Below are 25,524 nucleotides of genomic sequence, written 5' to 3'. Positions count from 1 at the left end.
GGAGAATGTCGCTCATACTCTTAGCGGAACCTGTGCGTCCGCGTTTATCTGCAGAAGCAGGCCAGCGCACGGGATAAAACTTATAAGGAATCAGTCATGGCAGAAGAAACGATTTTCAGCAAAATCATTCGCCGGGAGATCCCGTCGGATATTGTCTATCAGGATGAGCTTGTGACCGCTTTTCGCGACATCTCCCCGCAGGCGCCCACCCATATTCTGATTGTCCCGAATGTTCTGATTCCTACCGTAAATGACGTCACCGCTGAACATGAGCTGGCGCTGGGCCGGATGATGACCGTCGCGGCGAAGATCGCCCGCGATGAAGGTCTTGCCGACGATGGCTATCGGTTGATCGTCAACTGCAACCGCCACGGCGGCCAGGAAGTGTACCATATCCATATGCATCTGCTGGGCGGTCGTCCGCTTGGCCCGATGCTGGCGCACAAAGGCTAACGTCATGCTCAGGACCCTTTTGGGCGCGTGTCTGGCGGCGGGGCTACTCGCCGGGTGTAGTTCACACCCGGAGATCCCGGTTTCTGACCAGCAGGCGCTGGTGATGGAGTCGAGCGTGCTGGCGGCGGGGATCAGCGCCAGCGAGCCTGCCGTCGTGGCGACAGAGATTCAGGCTACCGCCTCCTCAACGCTATATAACGAGCGCCAGCAGCCGGTTACCGTGCACTATCGTTTTTTCTGGTATGACGCCCGAGGGCTGGAGATGCATCCGCTGGACGCGCCGCGCACCATCGTGGTACCGGCCCGCTCCTCGGTCACGTTATATGGCAGCGCCAATATCCTGGGGGCGCATAAGGCCCGCCTTTATCTTTATCTGTAAGGGGTAATTATAATGATGAAAATGTGTCGCTATGCGTTAATCACAGCACTGGCGATATTCCTCGCAGGCTGTGCGGGGTTGCGGGAGCAGCCCGCGCCGGTAGAAGAGGCCAAACCGCAGCCGCAGCAGCCTGCGCAGCCGCAGCCCACGGTGCCGACCGTACCGGCGGTGCCCTCTGTCCCGGCGCAGCCTGGGCCGATTGAGCATCAGGATCAGCAGTCGGGTCAGCCGGCGCCGCGCGTGCGTCATTATGACTGGAACGGCGCGGTTCAGCCGCTGGTGGGGCAGATGCTGCAGGCGAGTGGGGTCAATGCCGGCAGTATTCTGCTGGTCGACAGCGTGAACAACCGCACCAACGGTTCGCTGAATGCTGGAGAAGCCACCACTGCGCTACGTAGTGCGCTGGCCGGTAACGGCAAATTTACCCTGGTATCGGCGCAGCAGCTGGCGGTCGCCAAGCAGCAGCTGGGCCTGTCGCCGCAGGACAGCCTCGGCAGCCGCAGCAAAGCCATGGGCATCGCCCGCAACGTGGGCGCGCAGTATGTGCTTTACTCCAATGCCACCGGCAACGTCAACGCGCCTGAGCTGAAAATGCAGCTCATGCTGGTGCAAACCGGTGAGATAATCTGGTCAGGTAAAGGTGCTGTTCAGCAACAATAAGCTAACGCGCGACGAGCTCTTGTCGCGCTTCTTTCCCCATTATCATCCTGTCGCCTCGCTGAGCCAGAGTGGCCTCAGCGGCGGCAGTGTGATTATCAGCGACGGCGACCGGCGGCACGTGCTGCGTCAGCCGCACGATCCGTCTGCCGCCACTTACTATTTTCGCCGTCAGTATCACGCACTCCGCCGACTGCCTGCCAGGCTGGCGCCAACCCCGCTGTTTTACTCACCCTGCTGGATGGTGGTGGAGTATTGCGCAGGGGAGGTGAAAAGCGAGTTACCGGCCTCCCCGCAGCTGTCAGGCTTATTGTATGATTTGCATCAGCAACCGCGGTTTGGCTGGCGGGTTAGCCTCACACCACTGCTGGCCCAGTACTGGCAGAGGTGCGATCCGGCGCGGCGCAAGCCGCGTTGGCTGCGCTGGCATCAGCGGCTGCGCCGACAGGGCGAGCCCCGTCCCCTGCGGCTGGCGCCGCTGCACATGGACGTCCATGCCGGCAATATTATCCATAATGAGTCCGGCCTGAGGCTGATCGACTGGGAATATGCCGGCGATGGCGATATCGCGCTGGAGCTGGCCGCGGTGTGGATCACGCCTGGCGAGCGCCGTCGGCTGGTAGAAGCGTATGCCCGGCGGGCGGCCATCGACGCGCAGCAGCTATGGCGGCAGGTGGCGCGCTGGAGCCCGTGGGTACTGCTGCTGATGGCGGGCTGGTATGAAATGCGCTGGCGGCAGAGCGGGGATCGGCAATTTATCACGCTGGCAGATGAAACATGGTGTCAGTTAGACAACGAACGCAAAGGATAAGAGAGGTCAGTGTGGGCCCAGTGATGTTGGATGTTGAAGGGTATGAACTGGATGCGGAAGAGCGCGAGATTCTGGCGCATCCGCTGGTGGGAGGGTTGATCCTCTTCACCCGAAATTATCACGATCCGGCGCAGCTGCGGGAGCTGGTGCGCCAGATCCGCGACGCCTCCCGTAACCATCTGGTGGTGGCGGTCGATCAGGAAGGGGGACGCGTTCAGCGTTTCCGCGAAGGCTTTACCCGTCTACCGGCGGCCCAGTCTTTCGCCGCGCTGCTGGGGATGGAAGAGGGGGGCAAACTGGCCGCCGAAGCCGGCTGGCTGATGGCCAGCGAAATGATCGCCATGGATATCGATATTAGTTTTGCGCCAGTGCTGGACGTCGGCCATATCAGCGCCGCAATCGGCGAACGTTCTTATCATGAAGATCCGCAGAAAGCGCTGACGATGGCGCGTCACTTCATTGACGGGATGCACGCCGCGGGCATGAAAACCACCGGCAAACACTTCCCGGGACACGGGGCGGTGACTGCCGATTCGCACAAAGAGACGCCGTTCGATCCGCGGGCGGCATCGGTTATCCGCGACCATGATATGGCGGTGTTCAAAAGCCTTATCGCCGAGCAGCGTCTGGACGCCATTATGCCGGCGCATGTGATTTACCCGGAGCTCGATCCGCGTCCGGCCAGCGGCTCGGCGTACTGGCTGAAAACGGTGCTGCGCGGCGAACTGGGCTTTGACGGGGTGATTTTCTCCGACGATCTGTCGATGGAAGGGGCGGCGATCATGGGCAGCTATGCCGAACGCGGTCAGGCATCGCTCGACGCCGGTTGCGATATGATCCTCGTCTGCAATAATCGTAAAGGCGCGGTCAGTGTGCTGGATAACCTGTCGCCGATCAAAGCAGAGCGTGTTACGAAATTGTATCATAAAGGTTCCTTTTCCCGTCAGGAGTTAAGGGATTCAGCCCGTTGGAAAACGGTGAGTGCCCAGCTGGAGCAGCTTCATGCGCGCTGGCAAGAGGCGAAGTCCGCGTAACGCTCTACGGGGCGTTGTTGTCTGGTGAGGATGCGATGATTATCTATTTACACGGTTTTGACTCGAACAGCCCCGGTAACCATGAGAAGGTGATGCAGCTGCAGTTTATCGACCCGGACGTGCGGTTGATTAGCTACAGCACGCGGCATCCCAAGCACGATATGCAGCATTTGCTGAAAGAGGTCGATAAAATGCTGCAGCTCACTGCCGATGACCGGCCGCTGATCTGCGGCGTCGGCCTTGGCGGCTACTGGGCGGAGCGGATTGGTTTTCTATGCGATATCCGCCAGGCGGTGTTCAATCCAAACCTGTTTCCGCATGAGAACATGGAAGGCAAAATCGACCGACCGGAAGAGTATGCTGACATCGCCACCAAGTGCGTGACCAACTTCCGCGAGAAGAACCGCGATCGCTGCCTGGTGGTGCTTTCCCGCCAGGACGAGGCGTTGGACAGCCAGCGTTCCGCCGATCTCCTGCACCACTATTATGAAATTATCTGGGATGAAGAGCAGACCCATAAGTTTAAGAATATCTCGCCGCATCTGCAGCGGCTGAAAGCGTTTAAAACCCTCGGCTAACTGCTTTTCCCTTGTTCCCAAACCCGCGTCGGGTTCACCACGCGGGTTTTTTCATGTCTACACTTATTGGTTTCGCTGAAAAAATACGCGACAAAACTTGATGCACATCAATTTTGGTATGACCAATGCACCGTTCATGGTATTCTCGACAGTGCTGAATGGTTTCATTAACGTAACTTATTGTTAAATAAAGGCTATTTCAATAACTTTTATTTAACAATTGGTTAATAATTTTAGGGGTACACATGACTACGCCATTGAAAAAAATCGTAATTGTGGGTGGCGGCGCTGGCGGACTGGAACTGGCAACTCAGCTGGGGAGAAAGTTAGGGCGCCATAAGAAAGCGAAAATCACCCTGGTGGACCGTAACCACAGCCATCTGTGGAAGCCGCTGCTGCACGAAGTGGCCACCGGTTCTCTGGATGAAGGCGTTGATGCGCTGAGCTATCTGGCCCATGCCCGCAACCACGGTTTCCAGTTCCAGCTGGGCTCGGTGGTTGATATCAACCGCGAAGGGAAAACCATCACCCTCGGCGAGCTGCGCAATGAAAAAGGCGAGCTGCTGGTGGCTGAGCGTAAACTGCCGTACGACACGCTGGTCATGGCGTTGGGCAGTACCTCGAATGACTTTAATACCCCTGGCGTAAAAGAGAACTGCATTTTCCTCGACAACCCGCACCAGGCGCGTCGCTTCCATCAGGAAATGCTCAACCTGTTCCTTAAATACTCTGCTAACCTCGGCGCTAACGGTAAAGTAAATATCGCCATCGTCGGCGGCGGCGCCACCGGCGTGGAGCTCTCCGCTGAGTTGCACAATGCGGTGAAACAGCTGCACAGCTACGGCTACAAAGGGCTGACCAACGAAGCGCTGAACGTCACGCTGGTCGAGGCGGGCGAGCGCATTCTGCCTGCGCTGCCGCCGCGCATTTCCGGGGCAGCGCATAATGAGCTGACTAAGCTGGGCGTACGGGTTCTGACGCAGACCATGGTCACCAGCGCGGATGCGGGCGGCCTGCACACTAAAGATGGCGAATATATTGAGGCGGATCTAATGGTCTGGGCGGCGGGGATCAAAGCGCCAGATTTCATGAAAGAGATCGGCGGCCTCGAAACCAACCGTATCAATCAGCTGGTGGTCGAGCCGACGCTGCAGACTACCCGCGATGCGGATATTTTCGCCATCGGCGACTGCGCCTCCTGCGCCCGCCCGGAAGGCGGCTTTGTGCCTCCGCGGGCCCAGGCGGCGCACCAGATGGCTACCTGCGCGCTGAACAACATCCTGGCGCAGATGAAAGGCAAACCGCTGAAGGCGTACACCTATAAAGACCATGGCTCGCTGGTGTCGCTGTCAAATTACTCCACCGTCGGCAGCCTGATGGGTAACCTGATGCGCGGTTCGATGATGGTGGAAGGGCGCATTGCGCGCTTCGTGTACATCTCCCTGTACCGTATGCACCAGATTGCCCTGCATGGTTACTTCAAGACCGGCCTGATGATGCTGGTCGGGCGCATCAACCGCATCATTCGCCCGCGCCTGAAACTGCACTAATCGCTGTCGCGACCCGGAGGCGCGCTCTGAGGGCGCCTCCGGGCTCTTCTGCTGAAACCGCAGAGATCCCGCTCGGAATCCTCTGAATCCCTTTGATTTGCAGCGAATTCTCGCACTTTTCATCCGCTATCTGATTTGCGCCCTCCCGGCTCCGGTTGCAAAATTGTATCAACAGCAACAAAGGAGGAACTCCCGTGAATAAATCTATGTTGGCGGGTATAGGGATAGGCGTGGCTGCCGCGCTGGGCGTTGCAGCTGTCGCTGGTCTCAACGTGTTGGATCGCGGCCCGCAGTATGCGCAAGTGGTCTCCAGTACACCGATTAAAGAAACCGTGAAAACGCCGCGTCAGGAATGCCGCAATGTCACGGTGACTCATCGTCGTCCGGTACAGGATGAAAACCGCATCGCCGGTTCGGTGCTGGGCGCGGTGGCGGGCGGGGTGATTGGCCACCAGTTTGGCGGCGGTCACGGACGCAGCGTGGCGACGGTCGTAGGTGCGCTGGGCGGCGGCTATGCAGGCAACCAGATCCAGGGCGCGATGCAGGACAACGATACCTACACCACCACCCAGCAGCGCTGCAAAACGGTGTATGACAAATCCGATAAAATGCTCGGCTACGATGTGACCTATAAGATAGGCGATCAGCAGGGGAAAATCCGCATGGATCACGATCCCGGCAGCCAGATCCCGCTGGACAACAACGGCCAGCTGGTCCTGAACAACAAAATCTAAAAACAGATTTGTGTAGTGATTAGCCCCTCAATCGCTCAGGCTGAGGGGCTTTTTTTATCAGAAGGTTAAGGCGTAGTTCAGACCAAAGGTGCGGCCACGACCTTTGTACTCATACAGCGATGAACTGCCGTAGGTTGGGCTGTAGAGCAGCGGCGCGCGCTGGCCCCAGATAGTGACATAGTCTTCGTTAAGCAGGTTTTCGATACTGAAGGTCAGTTTCCCCACCGGCAGCGCGTAACTACCGATAAAATCGACGGTGTTATAGCCTTCCAGCTTGTTACCGGCGGCATCGCTGAGGTCAAATACCTGCTGACTCTGCACGCGCAGGCTCCACGGATCCGGCGCCCACCCCACCCAGGCGGTGGCTTTAGACGGCGAGGCGAGGGTGACGTCCCATTTTTGCCAGCGGCCGTCGGTCTGCACCTGGGATTTCAGCACGTTAAAGTTACCGCCGACGCTCCAGTCGCTATCCGGAATAAAGTAGTCGACCGCCCCCTCAACGCCGTAAATACGCCGTTTGTCGGACTGAACGTCGATGGTCATGTCGGTGCGGTTGACGACAATGGTCTTATCCGAGGTCGAGTAGTACGCCGCCAGCTGGGTGCGCAGGTTATCGCCAGTGTAGCGCCAGCCCAGCTCGTACGAGTTAACTTTGATCCCCTGCAGCGGCGAGTCATCGACGTTGACGCTGGAGATCAGCGGCAGATGACCATTCACCGCAGCGCCATATTTACCGATGCCATAGTATTTACCAGGGTCCGGTAGCTCGACACCCTGCGAGAAGTTAAACCAGGTTTGTTGACGCTCGGTCAGGTGGGCCACGATCCCGGCGTTAAACAGGAAATTGTCATAATCGGTTTTGCCGCCTTTGATGGCGTCGGCGGAGCGCGCTTTGCCGTTGGCGATATCCTGCTGCTGGGCGTAGCCGACAAAGTCGTCGACCCGGTTTTCGGTCCACTGGTAGCGTACCCCGCCGCTGACGGTAAAGATATCGTTCAGATCGTAGCTGGACTGCAGGAATGGCGCGACATTGGAAATACTGTATCCCGGGTAGCGGCCGGTAGTGTAGATCGATTCGTTGTGCAACCCGCCGGAGGCCATCGATTGTGGCAGATCGAAGAACATCTGGTTGGCATTAAAGGTCTCATGATCGGCGTCGAGACCCCAGGTGAGATCCCACCCCGCCAGCGGTTGACTGTTGAGGGTCAGCTTGGCCCCATACTGATCGGTATCCTGCTGCGACGAGGAGAAGCTACTGACCTGACCTTTCGTGAGCGTCGGGAACGGATAGAAGGTGAGGGACTCATCGCGATAGTACACCTGGCTCACCAGATTCTGGCCGAAAAAGTCGGCATCGGAGTACTGGAGGCTGATCAGATGGCGTTCGGTGCCGGGGATACGGTCGGAATTGAGCCCATCGGTGGTATACGCTTTGCCGCCGCTGGTGACCGCGGACATGTTCTTCCCGAGCCACAGACCGTAGTCATCATCGCCCTGGCTTTTATAATACTGGGTGACCAACTGCAGCTGGCGGTTATTATCGATCTCAATCGTCCCCGTCCCCATCACGACATCCCCTGCAGAACGCAGTTAAGAAATTGCGCCAGCTGCGCGACATCGCGGCCCGCGGGCAGTTCGCCCTGCGCCTGCCGCTGCTGCAGAAACTGGGTTAGCGCCTGCTCCTGCATCGCATGGCGGGATTTGATGGTATTGGCGATATCCGTCGAGGAGGCGGCCAGCGCGGCGGAGGTATTGATGATAAAGCAGCCGGCCGGCGTCTCTTTGCTGGTAAAGCAGGTGGCGACCGCCGTGAAGTAGTCACGCAACGCGCGATCGACGGATTTTCCCTCGGCAAACAGCACGGCTTCGTGCTTCGCGGCAAAGCGCGAAATGTAACGATCCAACACTGCGCGGAATAGGCCTTCTTTATTCACAAATTCCGCATACAGGGTGGGGGCTTTTGCTCCTGTCGCCTCGACCAGATCGGCGAGCGAGGTCGCCTCATAGCCGTGCTGCCAGAAGAGTGTCATGGCTTTGTCCAGCGCCGCATCCCTGTCGAACACCTTCGGTCGGCCACGGCTTTTTTTGGCGCAACTTTGAACGTCAGTTGTCATGGTGCCGTTGTACCTATGTTGGTTTGGTGAAAGGCCATTATAAAAATAAACGATCGCCGGGGCCAGCGCTGTCGGTTTAAAAATAAATAATTCATATATGTATGAAATTTAAGCATTTTATAAATAGTTAAACGATCGTTATAAAAATGCATTGACGTGTGACATAGATCACATTATTATTTACCTATCGATCGTTAAGTTAATGCTTGCGACCCTACTATAAAATTCATCTGCACAGGTATAATAATCATGAAAACCGTTAATACTCTGGCTATTGCCGCCGTTTTAAGTTCCCTTTCTTTCGCCAGCTTTGCCGCTGTAGAGGTGCAGTCCACCCCTGCAGGACAGCATAAAGTAGGCACCATCTCTGCTTCTGCCGGGACTAACCTGGGCTCGCTGGAAGACCAGCTGGCGCAGAAAGCGGATGAGATGGGCGCCACTTCATATCGTATTACTTCGGTAACCGGTCCGAATACCCTTCACGGTACCGCCGTTATCTACAAGTAAGCCCGATGCGTCGCTGCCCGGCCCCCTTCACCGGACGGCGATGAGTAAGACCCTGTTGTACCCCTGTTTGACCCATGCCAACAAAAAACCCGCCATCAGGCGGGTTTTTTGTTTTGTGCAGCGTAAGACTACAGCGACTGCGGTCCTGGGTCAGCATGACGGGTGACGTCAATCGGCATGCCCGAGCGATAATTCATCGCGCGCTCCATCACCGTCCCGTCGGTCTGCGGCGCCTGTTTGAACGCAGTCATGGCCGCATTAAGCGTAATGGGCAGGGTCTGCGGGTCGTCATCGATATGCTCAGACAGCGGCTGATGGACCTCAACCAGACGGCGGCCATCCGGCTCAACCGACGCCTTGATCGGCGTGTTGATAATGTTCACCTTCGTGCCCGGCGAGATAGTGTTGTACAGCGCCTTGATATCGTTATCGCGCAGACGAATGCAGCCGGAACTGACGCGCATACCGATGCCGAAATCGGCATTGGTGCCGTGCAGGAGATAGACTCCGCCATAGGCGGCGAGGCGGATGGCGTGATGGCCCATCGGATTGTCAGGACCAGCAGGCACTACCGCCGGCAGCTCAATCCCCATAGCCTTGTAGCGCGCGCGAATGTTGGCGGTAGGTGTCCAGGTCGGATTGGCCCGTTTGTCGGACACGGTTGTGACCATCGTCGGTGTGATGGTGGTTCCACCCAGCTGGCCGATGCCGATTGGGTAGACGGTCACTTCATTTTTGCCCGGCGGGTAATAGTAGAGGCGCAGTTCGGCGAGGTTTATCACCAGCCCTTCGCGCGGCGCATCGGGCAGCAGCGTCTGCAGGGGGATGGTCAGCACGCTGCCGGCGCGCGGAACATAGGGGTCAACCCCGGGATTGGCCTGCAGCAGGGCCAGGAAGCCGACATTGTACTTCTTGGCAATCGCTTCCAGCGAACCGCCGTCATCCTGTACCACATGAAACTGATTCTGACCCACCAGCCGGCTGCCCGGCGGGGGAAGGGGCCAGGTGTTAGCGCGCGCGGGCAGGGCCAGCGCGGCGACTAACGCGACTAGCGTCAGCCAAAGCGTCACGGGGAAACGGTTTCTCATTACCATAACTCCAAAATATGTAACTGGTTATTTTTATACGAAAAGCAGATGAGATTATGGCGTGAGTCTGTGTGGGGAAATCCAGGCGGATTGCAAAATGTTTGTAAAGATTGCCAGATATGTGGGAAGGGAGATACGGCAGCGGGGCCGTATCTCCTGCCAGTCAGGCGACGGCGTTCTCTTCCAGCTGGCGCATAAACTGGCGAACCCAGTCCATCCGCGTTTTACGCTCCTCCAGGTCCTGCATGAACTTCAGGCGCGTGGGACCGTCCAGGCGGAAGTGCTGGGGCTGCTTTTGCAGCAGGCCGATCAGCCACACCGGATTGACGTTGTTTTTCTCGTTAAATTCGATCACGCCGCCTTTTTCGTTGCTTTCCAGCTTGCGGATCCCTAACTTTTGCGCCTGCTGACGCAGACGGGCGATATCCAGCAGGTTGCGGGCGGCATCGGGCAGGCGGCCAAAACGATCGATCAGCTCGACTTTGATCTCCTCCAGATCCTGTTCGTTTTTGGCGCTGGCAATGCGCTTATAGAATGACAGGCGCGTATTGACGTCAGGGATGAAATCATCAGGCAGCAGGGAAGGCATGCGCAGTTCAACCTCCGTCTGCTGACTGGTGAGATCTTCCAGCGAGGGTTCACGCCCGGCTTTCAGCGCATCGACTGCGTTCTCCAGCAGCTCCATATACAGGGAGAAACCGATGGTTTCCATCTGACCGCTCTGATCTTCCCCAAGCAGTTCCCCGGCCCCGCGAATCTCCAGATCGTGGGTTGCCAGCGCAAAGCCGGCGCCGAGATCTTCCAGCGACGCAATGGCCTCGAGGCGCTTTTGCGCATCGGTGGTCATCGCTTTCGGATGCGGCGTCAGCAGCCAGGCATAGGCCTGGTGATGCGAACGGCCAACGCGGCCGCGCAGCTGGTGCAGCTGGGCGAGGCCAAAATGGTCGGCGCGTTCGATGATGATGGTGTTGGCGGTGGGAATGTCGATCCCGGTTTCGATGATGGTGGTGCACACCAGCACATTGAAGCGTTGATGATGGAAGTCATTCATCACCCGCTCCAGTTCGCGCTCCCTCATCTGACCGTGACCGATGGCGATCCGCGCCTCCGGCACCAGCTCCGCCAGCTTGTCGGCGGCTTTCTGGATGTTCTCAACGTCATTAAACAGATAGTAGACCTGGCCGCCGCGCAGCGTTTCGCGCAGGATCGCCTCGCGCACCACCAGGGCGTCATATTCGCGAACGAAGGTCTTCACCGCCAGGCGGCGCGCCGGCGGCGTGGCGATGATCGACAGATCGCGCATCCCGCTCATCGCCATGTTCAGCGTCCGCGGGATCGGCGTGGCGGTGAGGGTCAGAATATCGACATCGGCGCGCATCGCTTTGATGCGCTCTTTATGCCGCACGCCAAACCGGTGCTCTTCGTCGACGATCAGCAGCCCGAGATCGCGCAGCTTCACCTCGCTCTGCAGCAGCTTGTGGGTGCCGATCAAGATATCGATTTTGCCTTCCGCGGCCTGCTCGAGGATCTGCGCCTGCTCTTTAGCGCTGCGGAAGCGGGAGAGCATTTCGATGCGTACCGGCCAGTTGGCGAAACGATCGCGGAAATTGTCATAGTGCTGCTGAGCCAGCAGGGTGGTCGGCACCAGCACCGCCACCTGCTTGTGGTTCTCCACGGCGAGGAAGGCGGCGCGCATGGCCACTTCGGTCTTGCCGAAGCCCACATCGCCGCACACCAGGCGGTCCATGGCCAGCGGCTGGCACATATCGCTGAGGACGGCGTTGATCGCCTGCGCCTGATCCGGCGTGGTTTCAAATGGGAAACCGTCGCAGAACAGCTGATACTGTTCGCGGTCGTGTTTAAAGGCAAAACCCGCCTTCGCCGCGCGCTGGGCATAGATATCCAGCAGCTCGGCCGCCACGTCGCGTACTTTCTCAGCCGCTTTTTGTCGCGCCCGGGTCCAGGCATCGCCGCCCAGCTTGTGCAGGGGGGCGTTTTCTTCCGCCCCGCCGGCGTAGCGGCTGATAAGATGCAGGGACGATACCGGAACGTATAGCTTGGCATCGTTGGCGTAGGTCAGCATCAGATATTCGCCGGTGATGCCGCCGGCTTCCAGGGTAGTCATGCCCGCGTAGCGGCCCACGCCGTGTTCCAGGTGAACGACCGGCTGGCCGATATGCAGTTCGGCGAGGTTGCGAATCAGAGTGTCAGGGTTAATGGTGCGTCGCGAATCCTGACGACGGCGCGCCACCCGCTCGCCGAGCAGGTCGCTCTCGCAAATCAGCGCCAGGCCGCGCTGGCTGTCGATAAACCCGTGCTCGGCGGCGCCAATCATCAGATAGCGGCCGTTGCCGGTGGCTTCCTCCAGACGCAGCACATGTTTTGGCGCAACTTTAATCCGCGCCAGCATTTCGCTCAGCGCTTCACGGCGGCCTTCGCTTTCCACCGAGAAGATCACCGGACCGGTAAAGGACTCGAGGAAGCGGCGCAGATTATCCAGCGGCGCTTTGTTCTGCGCCTGGACGGCGAGGTCCGGCAGCGTCTGGTAGCCCAGATTAGTATTTGCCGCTTTGTCCGCCAGACGTTCGGTTTTCAGCTGCACGCGCGGCCATTTTTTCAGTTCGCTGAATAGCTCATCGCTGCGCAGCCACAGCAGCTCAGGCGGCAGGAGCGGGCGCATCGGGTCGACGCCGCGGTTTTCAAAGCGGGCGCGGGCTTCATTCTGGAATCGTTCCGCGCTGGCCTCGAGATCGCCAGTGTTGACGATCAGCGTGCTGGCCGGGAAATAGCTGAATAACGGCGGCAGCGGCTCGCTGAAGAACAGCGGTTGCCAGTATTCGATACCGGCAGGTAGCGTCCCTTTACTGACCTGCTGATAGATGTGTTCGGCATCGCGCTTCACCTCAAAGCGGTCGCGCCACTGGCTGCGGAACAGCTCAATAGCGGTCTGGTCGGTGGGGAACTCGTGCGCCGGCAGCAGGTTAATGGCCGCCACTTCCTCCAGCGTGCGCTGGCTGTCAACGTCGAACAGGCGCAGGCTGTCGATTTCATCGTCAAAGAAATCAAGGCGGTAGGGCTGATCGCTACCCATCGGGAACAGGTCGAGCAGCGCGCCGCGGGTAGCATATTCGCCGTGCTCCATCACCTGATCGACATGGCGGTAGCCGGCCCCCTCCAGCTGATCGCGCAGCGCATCGCGCGACAGGCGCTGGCCCTTTTTCATCACCAGCGCGTGGCCGTGAAGGAAGCTGTGCGGACAGACGCGCTGCATCAGGGTGCTGACCGGGACGATCAGTACGCCGCGCTGCATGGTGGGTAACTGGTAAAGGGTGGCAAGACGGGAGGAGATGATGTCCTGATGCGGCGAGAAGCTGTCGTAAGGGAGCGTTTCCCAGTCCGCCAGCCCCATCACCATGCTGTCGGTAAACTGCCTGATCTCGTCGTTCAGACGCAGCGCGTTTTGCATGTCAGGCGCCACCAGCACCACCGGGCCCTTGTGGCGTTCAGCCATCTCCGCCACCAGGGTGGCGCAGGCTGCGCCGGTCAACTCGCCAAGCTGGCGCTGGTCGCCGGCTTTCACCGGCAATGAGTATCGATATTGTTCAGGCATAGACGGTTTCATGGTCTCTTAGGGATTCGCTCTGCCGATATGGAGGGCAACTCGCTGATATTCAATAGTGAGATTATCCGCGATTGGTCTGAATTCGCCAACCCGAATTGCCATCGCGTATTGGGTGAAGAAAGGTCAGCGCTGTCGATAAGCGTAAAGATAAATAAGTAAGTACTTATCTATCCGTTTGTATTTACTTGGTTTTTAGGTTTATTGCTAATAAAGTCGTCATGTATCAGTCGTTTACGCTGCCCCTAATCGCTTATATACTCGGGCATCGGCTATCAGCAACCAGATGGATGACATGTACCAACCTGCCGCACTCTTTATCGGCCTACGCTATATGCGCGGGCGCGCAGCCGACCGCTTCGGTCGTTTCGTCTCCTGGCTCTCAACTATCGGTATTACGCTTGGCGTAATGGCGCTGGTGACAGTCCTGTCGGTGATGAACGGCTTTGAACGCGAGCTGCAAAACAACATCCTGGGGCTGATGCCACAGGCCATTCTTAGCGCCAAACAGGGTTCGGTGAACCCTCAGCAACTGCCGGAGCGCGAAGCGAAACTTAATGGGGTAACCCGCGTAGCGCCGATCACCACCGGCGACGTGGTGCTGCAGAGTGCGCGCAGCGTGGCGGTCGGGGTTATGCTGGGCATTGATCCGGCGCAGAACGATCCCCTGACTCCATACCTGGTGAACGTCAAACAGAGCGATCTGCAGGCGGGCAAATATAACGTTATTCTCGGCGAGCAGCTGGCGGGCCAGCTGGGGGTTAATCGCGGCGATAAAATTCGCGTGATGGTTCCTTCCGCGAGTCAGTTTACGCCGATGGGCCGCGTGCCGAGCCAGCGTCTGTTCACGGTCATCGGCACCTTCGCCGCCAACAGCGAAGTCGATGGCTATCAGATGCTGACCAACATCGACGACGCCTCCCGTCTGATGCGCTATCCGCTGGGGAATATCACCGGCTGGCGCCTGTGGCTGGATAAACCGCTGCAGGTCGACACCCTGAGTCAGCAGACGCTGCCGCCGGGAACTCAGTGGCAGGACTGGCGCGAGCGCAAAGGCGAACTGTTCCAGGCGGTGCGCATGGAGAAAAATATGATGGGCCTGCTGCTGAGCCTGATCGTCGCCGTCGCGGCCTTCAACATTATTACCTCGCTGGGGATGATGGTGATGGAGAAGCAGGGCGAAGTGGCGATCCTCCAGACCCAGGGGCTGACGCCGCGGCAGATTATGGCCGTCTTTATGGTGCAGGGGGCCAGCGCCGGGATCGTCGGCGCGCTGCTGGGAGCGGTGCTTGGCGCCCTGTTGGCCAGCCAGCTGAATAATTTAATGCCGATCATCGGCGCCTTCCTTGACGGCGCGGCGCTGCCGGTGGCGATTGAGCCGCTGCAGGTCATTGTTATCGCCCTGGTGGCGATGGTGCTGGCCCTGTTGTCTACGTTGTACCCTTCCTGGCGCGCTGCCGCCACCCAACCCGCTGAGGCTTTACGTTATGAATAAGATCCTGCTGCAATGCGACAACCTGTGCAAACGCTATCAGGAAGGCAATGTGCAAACCGATGTCCTGCACAATGTCAGCTTCAGCATTGGTGAAGGCGAGATGATGGCTATCGTCGGCACCTCCGGCTCTGGCAAAAGTACGCTGCTGCATCTGCTCGGCGGCCTGGATACGCCCACCTCTGGCGACGTGATTTTCTCCGGTCAGCCGATGAGCAAGCTATCCACCGCCGCGCGCGCCGACCTGCGTAACCGCGAGCTGGGCTTTATCTATCAGTTCCACCATCTGCTGCCGGACTTTAGCGCACTGGAAAACGTGGCGATGCCGCTGCTGATTGGCAAAAAGAAGCCGGCGGATATTGAACGCCAGGCGAAAGCGATGCTGCAAGCGGTCGGTCTTGAACACCGCAGCCATCACCGTCCGTCGGAGCTCTCCGGCGGCGAGCGCCAGCGGGTGGCGATTGCCCGCGCGCTGGTGAATAAACCGCGGCTGGTGCTGGCGGACGAGCCAACCGGTAACCTCGACGCTCGCAACGCCGACAGCATCTTCCAGCTGCTGGGCGAACTGAACGTCGCGCAGCGCACCGCGTTTCTGGTGGTGACCCACGACCTGCAGCTGGCGAAGCGCATGAGCCGCCAGCTGGAGATGCGCGATGGCCGTCTGACCGCCGACCTGACCCTGATGGGGGCCGAGTAATGGCGTCTCCGTTATCGTTACTGATTGCATTGCGTTTCAGCCGCGGCCGGCGGCGCGGCGGCATGGTGTCGCTGATCTCGGTGATCTCCACCATTGGCATTGCGCTGGGGGTGGCGGTGCTGATCGTCGGCCTCAGCGCGATGAACGGCTTTGAGCGCGAGCTGAATAACCGCGTGCTGGCGGTGGTACCGCACGGCGAAATCGAACCCGTGAATCAGCCGTGGAATAACTGGCAGGAAGCGCTGGCGAAGGTGCAGAAGGTGAAGGGGATTGTCGCGGCAGCGCCCTATATTAACTTCACCGGCCTGGTGGAGAGCGGCAGCAATATGCGCGCCATCCAGGTGAAAGGCGTCGACCCGCAGCAGGAGAGCCAGCTCAGCGCGCTGCCTACCTTTGTGCAGAATAACGCGTGGGCCGGATTCAAGGCTGGCGAACAGCAGGTGATCCTGGGCAAAGGGGTCGCCGATGCCCTGCACGTGAAGCAGGGGGACTGGGTGTCGATCATGATCCCTAATGCCGACGCCGACCATCAGCTGCTGCAGCCAAAACGCGTCAGGCTGCATGTGACCGGAATTTTACAGCTGAGCGGCCAGCTCGATCATAGTTTTGCCATGATCCCGATGCAGGATGCGCAGCAGTACCTGGAGATGGGCAGCAGCGTGACCGGCATCGCCATCAAGGTCACCGACGTTTTCCATGCTAACAAGCTGGTACGCGACGCCGGCGAGGTGACCAATAGCTACGTCTACATCAAGAGCTGGATCGGCACCTATGGCTATATGTATCGCGACATCCAGATGATCCGCGCCATTATGTACCTGGCGATGGTGCTGGTGATCGGCGTGGCCTGCTTTAACATCGTCTCGACGCTGGTGATGGCGGTCAAAGACAAAAGCGGCGATATTGCGGTGCTGCGCACGCTTGGCGCAAAAGACGGCTTAATTCGCGCGATTTTCGTGTGGTATGGTTTATTAGCCGGATCGGTAGGCAGCCTGTTTGGGGTGGTGATCGGCGTGATCTGCGCGTTGAACCTGACGTCGATCATCAACGGCATCGAATACCTGATTGGGCATAAATTCCTCTCCGGCGACATCTATTTTATTGACTTCCTGCCGTCAGAATTGCACTGGCTGGACGTCTTTTATGTGCTGGTGACAGCACTGTTGCTGAGTTTGCTGGCCAGCTGGTATCCCGCCCGCCGCGCCAGCCGCATCGACCCGGCGAGGGTGCTGAGTGGCCAGTAATTTATCGTCATCGTCGGCCTGGCTGACGACACAAGAGGAATTGCTGAAATGTATTATGGATTTGACATTGGCGGCAGCAAGATAGCGCTGGGCGTATTTAATCAGGAGCGGCGACTGCAGTGGGAAAAACGCGTCGCTACGCCGAAAAGTAGTTATGAGGATTTTCTCCAGGCGGTAGAGGCGCTGGTCCGCGAGGCCGATGAGCGCTTCGACCAGCAGGGTTCGGTCGGGATCGGTATTCCGGGAATGCCGGAAACGGCGGACGGCACGCTGTATGCCGCTAACGTGCCAGCCGCCAGCGGCCGGCCGCTGCGCGCTGACCTCAGCGCGCGGTTGGGGCGCGATGTGCGTCTCGATAATGACGCCAACTGTTTCGCGCTGTCGGAAGCGTGGGACGATGAGTTTACGCAATACCCGCTGGTGATGGGATTGATCCTCGGCACCGGCGTGGGCGGCGGCCTGGTGTTGAACGGTAAATCGATTACCGGACATAGCTATATCACCGGCGAGTTCGGTCATATTCGCCTGCCGGTGGATGCCCTGGAGGTGGTTGGGCGCGATTTTCCGCTGCTGCGCTGCGGCTGCGGCCAGCTGGGCTGTATTGAAAATTATCTCTCCGGTCGCGGTTTCGCCTGGCTGTACGAACATTTTTATCAGCAACCGCTCTCCTCGCCGGAGATTGTGGCGCAGTGGCAGCAGCACGATCCGCGCGCGCAGGCGCACGTTGAGCGCTATCTCGATCTGCTGGCGGTGTGTCTGGGGAATATACTGACCATTGTCGACCCGGACTTGCTGGTGCTCGGCGGTGGATTATCTAACTTTACGGCCATTAGCGAAGGGCTGGCGCAACGATTGCCGCGCCATCTTCTGCCAGTCGCCAGGGTTCCGCGCATTGAGCGCGCGCGCCACGGCGATGCCGGGGGAATGCGCGGTGCGGCCTTCCTTCACCTGACCCATTAATCACAGAGGTAGCTATGCAGTCGCGCCGTTTACATCGATTGAGCCGTTTTCGTCGCAATAAACGTCGGTTGCGTGACCGTCTGCGTCAGCGGATTTTCTTTAGGGAGGACAGGATGAAGCCTGAAGCGATGGCAAAACCGAGAGTGGTGGTGTTAACCGGCGCGGGCATCTCGGCAGAGTCGGGGATCAAAACCTTCCGCGCGGCCGATGGCCTGTGGGAAGAGCATCGGGTGGAAGATGTGGCGACGCCGGAAGGCTTCGCCCGCGATCCGGCGCTGGTGCAGGCGTTCTACAACGCCCGTCGTCGTCAGCTGCAGAGTCCGGAAATCGCGCCGAACGCGGCGCATCTGGCGCTGGCGCGTCTGGAGGATCTGCTGGGCGACCATTTTCTGCTGGTCACCCAGAATATTGATAATCTGCACGAGCGCGCCGGCAACCGCCGGGTGATCCATATGCACGGCGAGCTGCTAAAGGTGCGCTGTTCGTGGAGCGGCCAGGTGCTGGAGTGGACCGGCGACGTCACCGCCGAGGACAAGTGCCACTGCTGCCAGTTCCCGGCGGCGCTGCGTCCGCACGTGGTCTGGTTTGGCGAAATGCCGCTGGGGATGGATGAGATCTACAGCGCGCTGGCCGACGCAGATATTTTTATCGCCATCGGCACCTCCGGCCATGTCTATCCGGCGGCTGGCTTTGTGCACGAGGCGCGACTGCACGGCGCCCATACCGTTGAACTGAACCTGGAGCCCAGCCAGGTGGGCAGCGAGTTTGCCGAGAAGCACTACGGGCTGGCAAGCGAAGTGGTACCCGCCTTTATCGATAAGCTGCTGCAGGAAAACGCGCTGTAAACTGAAGCAGCCTGCCGGTAGCCAGGGCGCAGCCCACGGCCGCCGGCAGCGCTGCTGACAAGGATGTCACGTCATGACAGGAGTCAGACCATGCATAATCCGCTGGTTATCGAAGCGATCATGTTGATCGCGGCCATTATCGTTGGCGTCTGGAGCCAGCGCGCTTTACCGCTACATGTCGATAGCCGACCGATCCTCTTCCTGCTATGTCTGTTCCTCGGCACTGGCAGCGCGTTGTGCCTGCTGCTGGATTTCTTAGCCCTGCTGTTGACCGGTCAGGTCGCGACGGGCGGTGTGCGAATATACGGCCCGTTGCTGCTGCTGGTGGTGCTGTGGAAACCTCTCAACTGGGTTGTCGGCATCATTGAAGATTTTGTGCAGCGGCGAGCCGAAAAAGGGAAGGGCAAAGGCCAGCGCGACGGCGGTCAACGCTGATCCGCCGCCTGCACCGTGGCTTATTTATAGCGCCTTTTGCATATTAATGACCGAACGGGCGTTCGAGGCGCTGGTAGCCAGCACATCGATAACCCCGGTGCGTAATGCCCCCAGGATCGCCGTCGCTTTCGTACTTTCGGAGGCGATAGCGATGACGCAGGGAATGGCCCGCAGCTGTTCGAGACTTAAGCCAATGACCCGGTCATTCATCACCGTATCGACGGGTTTGCCCTGAATATTGAAAAAGCTGTACCCCGCCAGATCGCCCACCACCCCCTGTTCCTGACGCGCGGTGGCAATTTCCTGCGGCGAAAACCAGCCGAGCTGCACCATAAAGCTGTTTTCATTCATATCGCCGAGGCCGATGATCGCCACGTCAGCTTTGCTGGCCTGTTCGAGCGTGGCCTTAATCAGGCGGTTTTGCATAAAGGCCGCGCGCAGCTCCGGGGTTTCCACATAGGCCGGGGCGTAAAGCGTTTCACTGAAGCCGTTAAATTTGCGCGCCAGATTCCGGCTGATGTGGTCGGCGTCAATCAGCTGATTGTCACGCTTGGTTCCGCCGATGCCGCAGATAAAGCGGCAGTGGCGCTCAGGAAACACGCCAACGTGATTCGCCACCGCGGCCACATTGCGCCCCTGACCAACGGTGACGGTCATATCGTTTTTTAACACCCCGGCAAGGTAGTTACTGACCAGGGCCGCCACCTGCTGGCGCTGTTCATCTTCATCATGGTGATCCAGGGCAATTAACGCGCGCTTAATGCCAAAGTGCGAAATAAACTGCTGCTCAATCTGGGAGCTGAAGACCGGATGGTATTTGACGCTGATCTCAACAATCCCTTCCTGGCGCGCTTTTTTCAGCAGGCGCCCGACTTTGATACGCGAAATGCCGAATCGTTTGGCGATCTCTTCCTGCGTTTGTTCCTGATCGTAATAAGCCACCGCAATTTCAGTGAGCAGGGCGTAATCTGAGTCTTGTTCAATCATGGCCTGGAATTTCCATCTCTGGTGTCCCTTTTATATTACTGCGCCTGCAAAATAAATTCCTGTGTAACGCGTTGAACAATGTCGCAATAGCCTTGCGCGTCCCAGGCCGCGCGGCCGATAAACAACCCATTGATCTCCTGCTGGCGCAGCAGTTCCACCGCGTTTTGCAGCGTTACGCTGCCGCCATAGAGCAGCGGGATACGGGTTCCCGTCTCGTGACCAAACCGCTCGCAAAGCGCCTGACGTAGCGCCTGATGAATGACGCCCGCCTCCTGCGGTGAGGCGGGCGTACCATGTTCGCCAATGGCCCACACCGGTTCATACGCAATCAGGGTCCGCAGCGCCTGCTGGTGGCTCAGGCCATACAGGGCAATCTTCATCTGCCGCACCACGCTTTCACGCGACACCTGCCAGCGTTTCTCCTCGGCGCTATCGCCAATACAGATCAGCGGGCGCAGGCCATGACCTAAGGCGCTATGCACTTTTCGATTAATCGCGGCATCGCTTTCATTAAAGGCGGCGCGTCGTTCTGAATGTCCCAGCTCAACAAGCGTGGCGCCGGTTTCTGCCAACATGGCCGCCGAGATTTCCCCGGTCCAGGCGCCCTGATCCGCTTCATGCATATTCTGCGCGCCGGTCAGAAGCGGTAACTGATGCGTTTGCAGAAAATGGCTGACGGGTTGGATCGCGGTGAAGGGGGGAATGACGAAGGGCTGAATAGCAGGGTGACAGCCCTCCGGCATCCGCGCTGCCAGCGTTTCGCACCAGGCCATGGCCTGCGACAGCGGCTTGTTCATTTTCCAGCTGGTTCCTAACCATATCGGGGTCATCATTGCTTCTCCTCTTAATAAAATCAAATACTTGCCAGAAACGGGGCTATACCCTGTATTGAGGTTGAACTTTTTATCACTGTGTGAACATATGTTAGATCACATTTTTCGATGAAAAAAATCTATGAATTTTTTTATGTGATCTTCATCACTCATGGCGGCTCATTCATCAGGTAATGTTTTGAGCATATGATTTGGCATTGAACATATGAACAATCAACTGAAAAAATGAGAGGCGCATGATGTCAGCAGAGAAAAAACCCGTTGTGGCGATTACCATTGGCGATCCGGCAGGGATCGGCCCGGAGATCACCGTGGCCACCATGATGGACAAAAGCGTGTATGACGAGTGCAAACCGTTCCTGATCGGCTCGGTACCGATTATCAGCCGGGCGATGAAAATCATGGGCTGCGATTTTGCTATCCATAAAATTGCCCATCCGCAGGAGGCCCGTTTCAGCTGGGGGACGTTGGATGTTCTGGAAACTGGCGACTACGATTGCGACAGTATCGAATGGGGCAAGGTGCAGAAACTGGCGGGGCAAATGTCGCTGGACTATGTGATGAAGTCGATCGAGCTGGGCAAAGCGGGGCTGATCGACGTGGTCTCTACTGCACCAATTCATAAGGAAGCCATCAAGCTGGCAGGATGTAAGCTCCCGGGCCATACCGAAATCTATCAGGTGGAAACCCAATCTGATTACGGTCTGACCATGTTCCACGTCCACAACCTGCGCGTCTTCTTCGTGAGCCGTCATATGGCGCTAAAAGCAGCCTGTGACTATGCCAACAAAGCGCGAGTGCTGGCCTGCGTTCAGCAGATCCACCATGAATTTACCGCCCTGAACATCAAAAATCCGCGCATTGCCGTGGCCGCCCTGAACCCGCATGGTTCCGACAATGGTCTGTTTGGTCACGAAGAGGCTGACAATCTGATCCCGGCGGTGAAAGCGGCCCAGGAGATGGGGATCAACGCTATCGGGCCGGTTCCGGCCGATTCCGTGTTCCATCTCGGCAAACAGGGGCGCTACGACGCCATTCTCTCGCTGTATCACGATCAGGGGCATATTGCCTGCAAAACCCTCGACTTTGAACGTTCGATCACCATTACCTTCGGCCTGCCGTTTATGCGCAGCTCCGTCGACCATGGGACGGCGTTTGATATCGCCGGTACCGGTAAGGCGGGTACCGTTAGTATGCTGGAGTCGACGCTGGTGGCGGCCCGTTACTGGAAAATGAAGCATCAATAATCGCTGAGGTTCATGCGAATCACGAGGACAGAGAAATGGAAAAACATCTGTTGATTAGCAAGGGCTGTAAGGGCTGGGGCGGGCCGCTGACTATCACGCCAGGTCAGGGGAAAAAGATTGCGTACATCACCGGGGGGATCCGTCCCCCGGTCGTCGACCGCCTGAGCGAACTGACCGGCTGGCCTTCCATTGATGTATTCAAGAATGGCGAACCGCCGGCGGAAGAGATTGGTTTAATGGTCATCGACTGCGGCGGCACGTTGCGCTGTGGACTCTATCCGAAGCGGGGAATTCCCACCATTAACCTGCATCCCACCGGTAAAAGCGGCCCGCTGGCGGAATTTATACACGAAGGGATCTACGTCTCCGGCGTGACGCCAGCCTGCATTGAGATGGTCTGGCCGCAAGGGGAAGGCGGAAAGCTTGGGATCGTGGCTGACGATCTGACCGGGGCAACTACCGTCGGGGTGCTGCTGGCGCGCAGTGGTTTAAAAACCGCCGCGTTTTTCGATACCGAATCCTTCGCCCGCAATGAGGTAGAGTATCCGGCGATGGTGGTCAGCAGCGACAGCCGCCCATTGCCGAAAGCGGAGGCCCAGCACAAAGTGAGCGCTGCGGTGAAACAGCTGCAGGCTCGCGGCGCGCATTACTTCACCAAGCGGATTGATACCACGCTGCGCGGCGGCATCGGATTTGAAATCGACGCCATGCTGGAACAACTGCCGCAGGAGACGGTGGCGGTTGTGGTGCCGGCGATGCCGCAGTCACGGCGTATTCTCGTCGGCGGTTACTCGGTGATTGATTCGGTAGCCCTGTCGCGGACCGATGTGGCTCGCGATGTACGTACCCCGGTCACCGAGTCGTGGGTGCCGGGACTGTTGGCGGCGCAGACCCATCATCAGGTCGGGCATATCGCGCTGACATCGGTGATGAAAGGCGAAGGGCAAATCCAGCAGGATTTACAGGAACAACAACAGCGCGGCGTGCGGGTGATAGTGGTCGATGCGATAACCGTCGACGATGTCGATGCCATCGCCGGGGCGGTAGTGGCCCTGAACTGGAACGTGCTGGCCGTCGATCCGGGGCCCTTTACCGAACGGCTGGCGGTTCGTCGCGGCCTGATGCGCGAAGCGCGGAGCAGCGCGCCCGCGAGCCTGACAGCGGACGGCCAGCGCGGCTCGATTTTGATCGTTGCCGGCAGCGCAACGCCAGTAACCAAAAAACAGCTCCAGTATTTGATCGCTAATGATGCCCGGGTCTGCCATATCCCGGTGGATGCCGAGCTGTTGGTTGACCGGAAAAACGCCGCTGAGATTGAAGTCAATCGCGTGGTGCAGCATGCCCGACAGTGCGTTCCGGCGCAGCACAACGCGCTCTTTGTTTTTGAGTCCGCCTTGACCGGGCGGTTGCTAAACCTTCAGGAAGAGGAGCAGCGATTTGGTCTGGCCCACGGTGAGGCTGCGCAAAATATTAACCACGGATTGGGCAGTATTGTGCGCGAGGTGCTTAACTGTGCGTCGGGTGAAATTAAAGGATTGTATATGACCGGTGGTGACACCATGGTCAATGTACTAAAAGAGCTGGGCGCCACCGGAATAGAAATGATTGACTATGTCATCCCGCAAACCGATATGGTGCGGATCATTGGCGGCGATTATGCCGGCTTAATTTGCGTCGGGAAAGGAGGGCTAACCGGACCGGAAGATATTATTAGCATCATTGTTGACCGAATTTATCAGGAAGCACAGCAATAACCCAGTAATCTAATGACTAATAAACGACGTAATGGTCGTCAGGGTAGTATTGCGTCGTTATCTCTGTTAAATCTTAATTTAAGAGTTACCCTATGAATATTAATATACTTGAAAAAATGAATAAGGTGCCCGGTGGGTTAATTATTATTCCACTGCTGGTGGCTATATTAATTAATACTTTCGCGCCCCAGGTGCTCAGCATTGGCGGCCCGACCACCGCCTTATTTAAAGTCGGTTCCAGCGCCATGATGGGCATATTTTTGCTCATTTGCGGAACCTCGATCAATATCCGTCAGGCCGGGTTGCCGCTCTATAAAGGCGCCGTGCTGCTGTTTCTCAAATGTCTGGCCGGGGCACTGGCGGTATGGGTTGCGGGAACGTTGTTTGGCCCGAGCGGTTTTCTCGGAATATCGACCCTGGCGCTGATTGCCTGCCTGACCAGCTCGAACAGCTCCCTCTATATCGCATTGTGCAGCAACTATGGCGATGCCAGTGATGCCGGGGCGATCTCCGTATTCTGCATCAAGGATGGTCCGTTTGTTACCATGATGGTGCTGGGCGTCAGCGGCCTGGCCAATATTCCCTTCGCCGCGCTGCTGTCGATGCTGATCCCACTGCTGATTGGCATGCTGTGGGGCAATCTGGACGAACGCTTTAAACAGTTATGCGCTGCGGCGCAGCCGCTGGTGATCATTATTATGTCGTTCGCCATCGGCGCCAACTCCAGTATCAATACGGTGTTCACCGCCGGGCTGTCCGGGATCCTGTTGGGGATTATCTCCGCGCTAACCGGGATTGTGTTCTACTTTATCTACAACCTGTTTTTGAAGAAGAAAAGCGCGCTGGGCGCCGCGCTGGGAACCACCGCCGCCAGCTCGGCGCTGACGCCGGCGATGGTTGCCCAGGCGGATCATTCGCTGGCGATGTACGTGGATGCCGCCACCGCGCAGCTGGCGACGGCGAGCATTATCACCATGATCACCGCGCCGATACTGGTCGCCTGGTTTGATAAACGGCTGAAAAAGCGTGCGCCAGCCGCTGAACCGCTGAAAGAGGTGAAAAGTGAAGAGAGCGTGACATTATCTTCCCCTGCCGCCAAAGGACACAAATAGTATGAGCGTGCCGTTGTATTCATTACGGATTACCGCCGTCGGGGAATATGTTGAGTACTCTCTGCGGGAGCTGCGGCTTATTTTATTCTCCGATGCCGTTCCCGACGATATTGCGAGTTATTGCGCTGTACACCAGGCCAGCGAACTGACCGCCGAGTTATCGCCTGGTCAGCAAATGAAATTAAATGATAAAAATTATCGGGTGACCGCGGTAGGCCGTGTGGCAACGGCAAATTTACGACAGCTTGGCCATATCACGCTAAATTTTGATGGCGCAGATATCGCTGAATTACCCGGGACGGTACACCTTTACGGCGAACCACCACAAATTATTCAGCCTGGCGACCAAATTTCGTTTTACCCGAATTGTCATTAAGACGTACTGTTAAATTAA

General features: G+C 58.0%; 25 protein-coding genes and 2 pseudogenes. 20 read left to right on the top strand and 7 right to left on the bottom strand.

Going from position 1 to position 25,524, the window contains the following annotated elements; all coding sequences use genetic code 11:
• Positions 1–96: 96 nt before the first annotated feature.
• The 8 genes from hinT (at position 97) to KB890_RS04835 (ending at position 6,196) form a co-directional block, all read left to right on the top strand.
• A complete protein-coding gene (gene hinT / locus KB890_RS04870; RefSeq protein WP_002900681.1) occupies positions 97–453 on the top strand; it encodes a purine nucleoside phosphoramidase in 357 nt (118 codons plus the stop codon).
• A 4-nt stretch (positions 454–457) separates the two neighbouring features.
• Positions 458–832, top strand: coding sequence for a YcfL family putative periplasmic lipoprotein (locus tag KB890_RS04865; protein ID WP_002900683.1), 375 nt, complete (start codon positions 458–460; stop codon positions 830–832).
• 21 nt (positions 833–853) lie between these two features.
• Entirely contained in the window at positions 854–1,492 is a 639-nt protein-coding gene (gene lpoB, locus KB890_RS04860) for a penicillin-binding protein activator LpoB (protein ID WP_014342994.1), read from the top strand.
• Complete coding sequence (gene thiK, locus KB890_RS04855) at positions 1,473–2,300, top strand: thiamine kinase (protein ID WP_020806201.1); 828 nt, start codon at positions 1,473–1,475, stop codon at positions 2,298–2,300. Before lpoB ends, thiK begins: the two co-directional genes overlap by 20 nt.
• A gap of 23 nt (positions 2,301–2,323) precedes the next feature.
• Complete coding sequence (gene nagZ, locus KB890_RS04850) at positions 2,324–3,334, top strand: beta-N-acetylhexosaminidase (protein ID WP_004147935.1); 1,011 nt, start codon at positions 2,324–2,326, stop codon at positions 3,332–3,334.
• Between the two features lie 35 nt (positions 3,335–3,369).
• A complete protein-coding gene (ycfP, locus tag KB890_RS04845) occupies positions 3,370–3,912 on the top strand; it encodes an alpha/beta hydrolase YcfP (RefSeq protein ID WP_002900775.1) in 543 nt (180 codons plus the stop codon).
• 245 nt (positions 3,913–4,157) lie between these two features.
• On the top strand, positions 4,158–5,462 hold the full coding sequence (locus KB890_RS04840; protein ID WP_002900778.1) for an NAD(P)/FAD-dependent oxidoreductase: 1,305 nt from the start codon (positions 4,158–4,160) through the stop codon (positions 5,460–5,462).
• Between the two features lie 194 nt (positions 5,463–5,656).
• Positions 5,657–6,196: a glycine zipper 2TM domain-containing protein gene (locus KB890_RS04835; RefSeq protein ID WP_002900781.1), complete on the top strand. Its 540-nt coding sequence runs from the start codon at positions 5,657–5,659 to the stop codon at positions 6,194–6,196.
• A 57-nt stretch (positions 6,197–6,253) separates the two neighbouring features.
• Here the strand turns inward: KB890_RS04835 and KB890_RS04830 are convergent.
• From KB890_RS04830 to KB890_RS04820, 3 genes and pseudogenes are all read right to left on the bottom strand, one after another.
• Positions 6,254–7,765, bottom strand: a pseudogene (locus KB890_RS04830) (TonB-dependent siderophore receptor); the annotation flags it as partial.
• Positions 7,765–8,310 (bottom strand): annotated as a pseudogene (locus tag KB890_RS04825) (TetR/AcrR family transcriptional regulator); the annotation flags it as partial. The pseudogenes KB890_RS04830 and KB890_RS04825, both read right to left, overlap by 1 nt.
• The gene (locus tag KB890_RS04820; protein WP_004147941.1) at positions 8,307–8,462 is read right to left on the bottom strand and encodes a hypothetical protein; all 156 of its coding nucleotides are present in this window, start codon (positions 8,460–8,462) and stop codon (positions 8,307–8,309) included. The pseudogene KB890_RS04825 and the gene KB890_RS04820, both read right to left, overlap by 4 nt.
• Before the next feature lie 97 nt (positions 8,463–8,559).
• Between KB890_RS04820 and bhsA the strand changes: the two genes are divergently transcribed.
• Positions 8,560–8,817 (top strand): multiple stress resistance protein BhsA, encoded by a 258-nt coding sequence (gene bhsA / locus KB890_RS04815; protein WP_002900788.1) that lies wholly within the window; start codon positions 8,560–8,562, stop codon positions 8,815–8,817.
• A 128-nt stretch (positions 8,818–8,945) separates the two neighbouring features.
• On the opposite strand, the gene ldtC is transcribed toward bhsA, so the two are convergent.
• Together ldtC and mfd are read right to left on the bottom strand one after the other, a co-directional pair.
• Positions 8,946–9,905 (bottom strand): L,D-transpeptidase LdtC, encoded by a 960-nt coding sequence (ldtC, locus tag KB890_RS04810; protein ID WP_023279550.1) that lies wholly within the window; start codon positions 9,903–9,905, stop codon positions 8,946–8,948.
• A 163-nt stretch (positions 9,906–10,068) separates the two neighbouring features.
• The gene (gene mfd / locus KB890_RS04805) at positions 10,069–13,515 is read right to left on the bottom strand and encodes a transcription-repair coupling factor (RefSeq protein ID WP_020325001.1); all 3,447 of its coding nucleotides are present in this window, start codon (positions 13,513–13,515) and stop codon (positions 10,069–10,071) included.
• Between the two features lie 39 nt (positions 13,516–13,554).
• Here mfd and KB890_RS04800 point away from each other — a divergent pair, with 39 nt between their 5' ends.
• The 7 genes from KB890_RS04800 (at position 13,555) to KB890_RS04770 (ending at position 19,197) form a co-directional block, all read left to right on the top strand.
• On the top strand, positions 13,555–13,686 hold the full coding sequence (locus KB890_RS04800; RefSeq protein WP_020324993.1) for a hypothetical protein: 132 nt from the start codon (positions 13,555–13,557) through the stop codon (positions 13,684–13,686).
• Positions 13,687–13,819: 133 nt separating this feature from the next.
• Positions 13,820–15,019: a lipoprotein-releasing ABC transporter permease subunit LolC gene (lolC, locus tag KB890_RS04795; protein ID WP_004176566.1), complete on the top strand. Its 1,200-nt coding sequence runs from the start codon at positions 13,820–13,822 to the stop codon at positions 15,017–15,019.
• Positions 15,012–15,713 (top strand): lipoprotein-releasing ABC transporter ATP-binding protein LolD, encoded by a 702-nt coding sequence (gene lolD / locus KB890_RS04790; protein ID WP_002900798.1) that lies wholly within the window; start codon positions 15,012–15,014, stop codon positions 15,711–15,713. The genes lolC and lolD overlap by 8 nt, the downstream gene beginning before the upstream one ends.
• Positions 15,713–16,957, top strand: coding sequence for a lipoprotein-releasing ABC transporter permease subunit LolE (gene lolE, locus KB890_RS04785; protein WP_002900801.1), 1,245 nt, complete (start codon positions 15,713–15,715; stop codon positions 16,955–16,957). The genes lolD and lolE overlap by 1 nt, the downstream gene beginning before the upstream one ends.
• Positions 16,958–17,005: 48 nt before the next feature.
• Entirely contained in the window at positions 17,006–17,917 is a 912-nt protein-coding gene (gene nagK / locus KB890_RS04780) for an N-acetylglucosamine kinase (protein WP_004140619.1), read from the top strand.
• Between the two features lie 14 nt (positions 17,918–17,931).
• On the top strand, positions 17,932–18,762 hold the full coding sequence (gene cobB, locus KB890_RS04775) for a Sir2 family NAD+-dependent deacetylase (RefSeq protein WP_004176563.1): 831 nt from the start codon (positions 17,932–17,934) through the stop codon (positions 18,760–18,762).
• 90 nt (positions 18,763–18,852) lie between these two features.
• Positions 18,853–19,197 (top strand): hypothetical protein, encoded by a 345-nt coding sequence (locus KB890_RS04770; RefSeq protein ID WP_019705561.1) that lies wholly within the window; start codon positions 18,853–18,855, stop codon positions 19,195–19,197.
• A gap of 24 nt (positions 19,198–19,221) precedes the next feature.
• Here KB890_RS04770 and KB890_RS04765 read toward each other — a convergent pair whose 3' ends face one another.
• Together KB890_RS04765 and KB890_RS04760 are read right to left on the bottom strand one after the other, a co-directional pair.
• Positions 19,222–20,184 (bottom strand): sugar-binding transcriptional regulator, encoded by a 963-nt coding sequence (locus KB890_RS04765; RefSeq protein WP_020324988.1) that lies wholly within the window; start codon positions 20,182–20,184, stop codon positions 19,222–19,224.
• A 35-nt stretch (positions 20,185–20,219) separates the two neighbouring features.
• Positions 20,220–21,014 carry a triose-phosphate isomerase gene (locus KB890_RS04760; RefSeq protein ID WP_004211823.1) on the bottom strand — a complete coding sequence of 265 codons (795 nt, stop codon included), beginning with the start codon at positions 21,012–21,014 and terminating at the stop codon, positions 20,220–20,222.
• Between the two features lie 242 nt (positions 21,015–21,256).
• Between KB890_RS04760 and pdxA the strand changes: the two genes are divergently transcribed.
• The 4 genes from pdxA (at position 21,257) to KB890_RS04740 (ending at position 25,506) form a co-directional block, all read left to right on the top strand.
• The gene (gene pdxA, locus KB890_RS04755; protein WP_004179336.1) at positions 21,257–22,264 is read left to right on the top strand and encodes a 4-hydroxythreonine-4-phosphate dehydrogenase PdxA; all 1,008 of its coding nucleotides are present in this window, start codon (positions 21,257–21,259) and stop codon (positions 22,262–22,264) included.
• A gap of 35 nt (positions 22,265–22,299) precedes the next feature.
• Entirely contained in the window at positions 22,300–24,018 is a 1,719-nt protein-coding gene (locus KB890_RS04750) for a four-carbon acid sugar kinase family protein (protein ID WP_004183649.1), read from the top strand.
• Between the two features lie 92 nt (positions 24,019–24,110).
• Positions 24,111–25,130: a 2-keto-3-deoxygluconate permease gene (locus KB890_RS04745; protein WP_004190951.1), complete on the top strand. Its 1,020-nt coding sequence runs from the start codon at positions 24,111–24,113 to the stop codon at positions 25,128–25,130.
• A gap of 1 nt (position 25,131) precedes the next feature.
• Positions 25,132–25,506 (top strand): PTS glucitol/sorbitol transporter subunit IIA, encoded by a 375-nt coding sequence (locus tag KB890_RS04740; RefSeq protein ID WP_004140600.1) that lies wholly within the window; start codon positions 25,132–25,134, stop codon positions 25,504–25,506.
• Positions 25,507–25,524: the final 18 nt, after the last annotated feature.

It is taken from the genome of Klebsiella sp. P1954, from assembly GCF_018199955.1.
GTDB lineage: Bacteria > Pseudomonadota > Gammaproteobacteria > Enterobacterales > Enterobacteriaceae > Klebsiella > Klebsiella pneumoniae.
The sequence above is the reverse complement of the archived record's forward strand: the minus strand, read 5'-3'. Positions and strand labels throughout refer to the sequence as shown.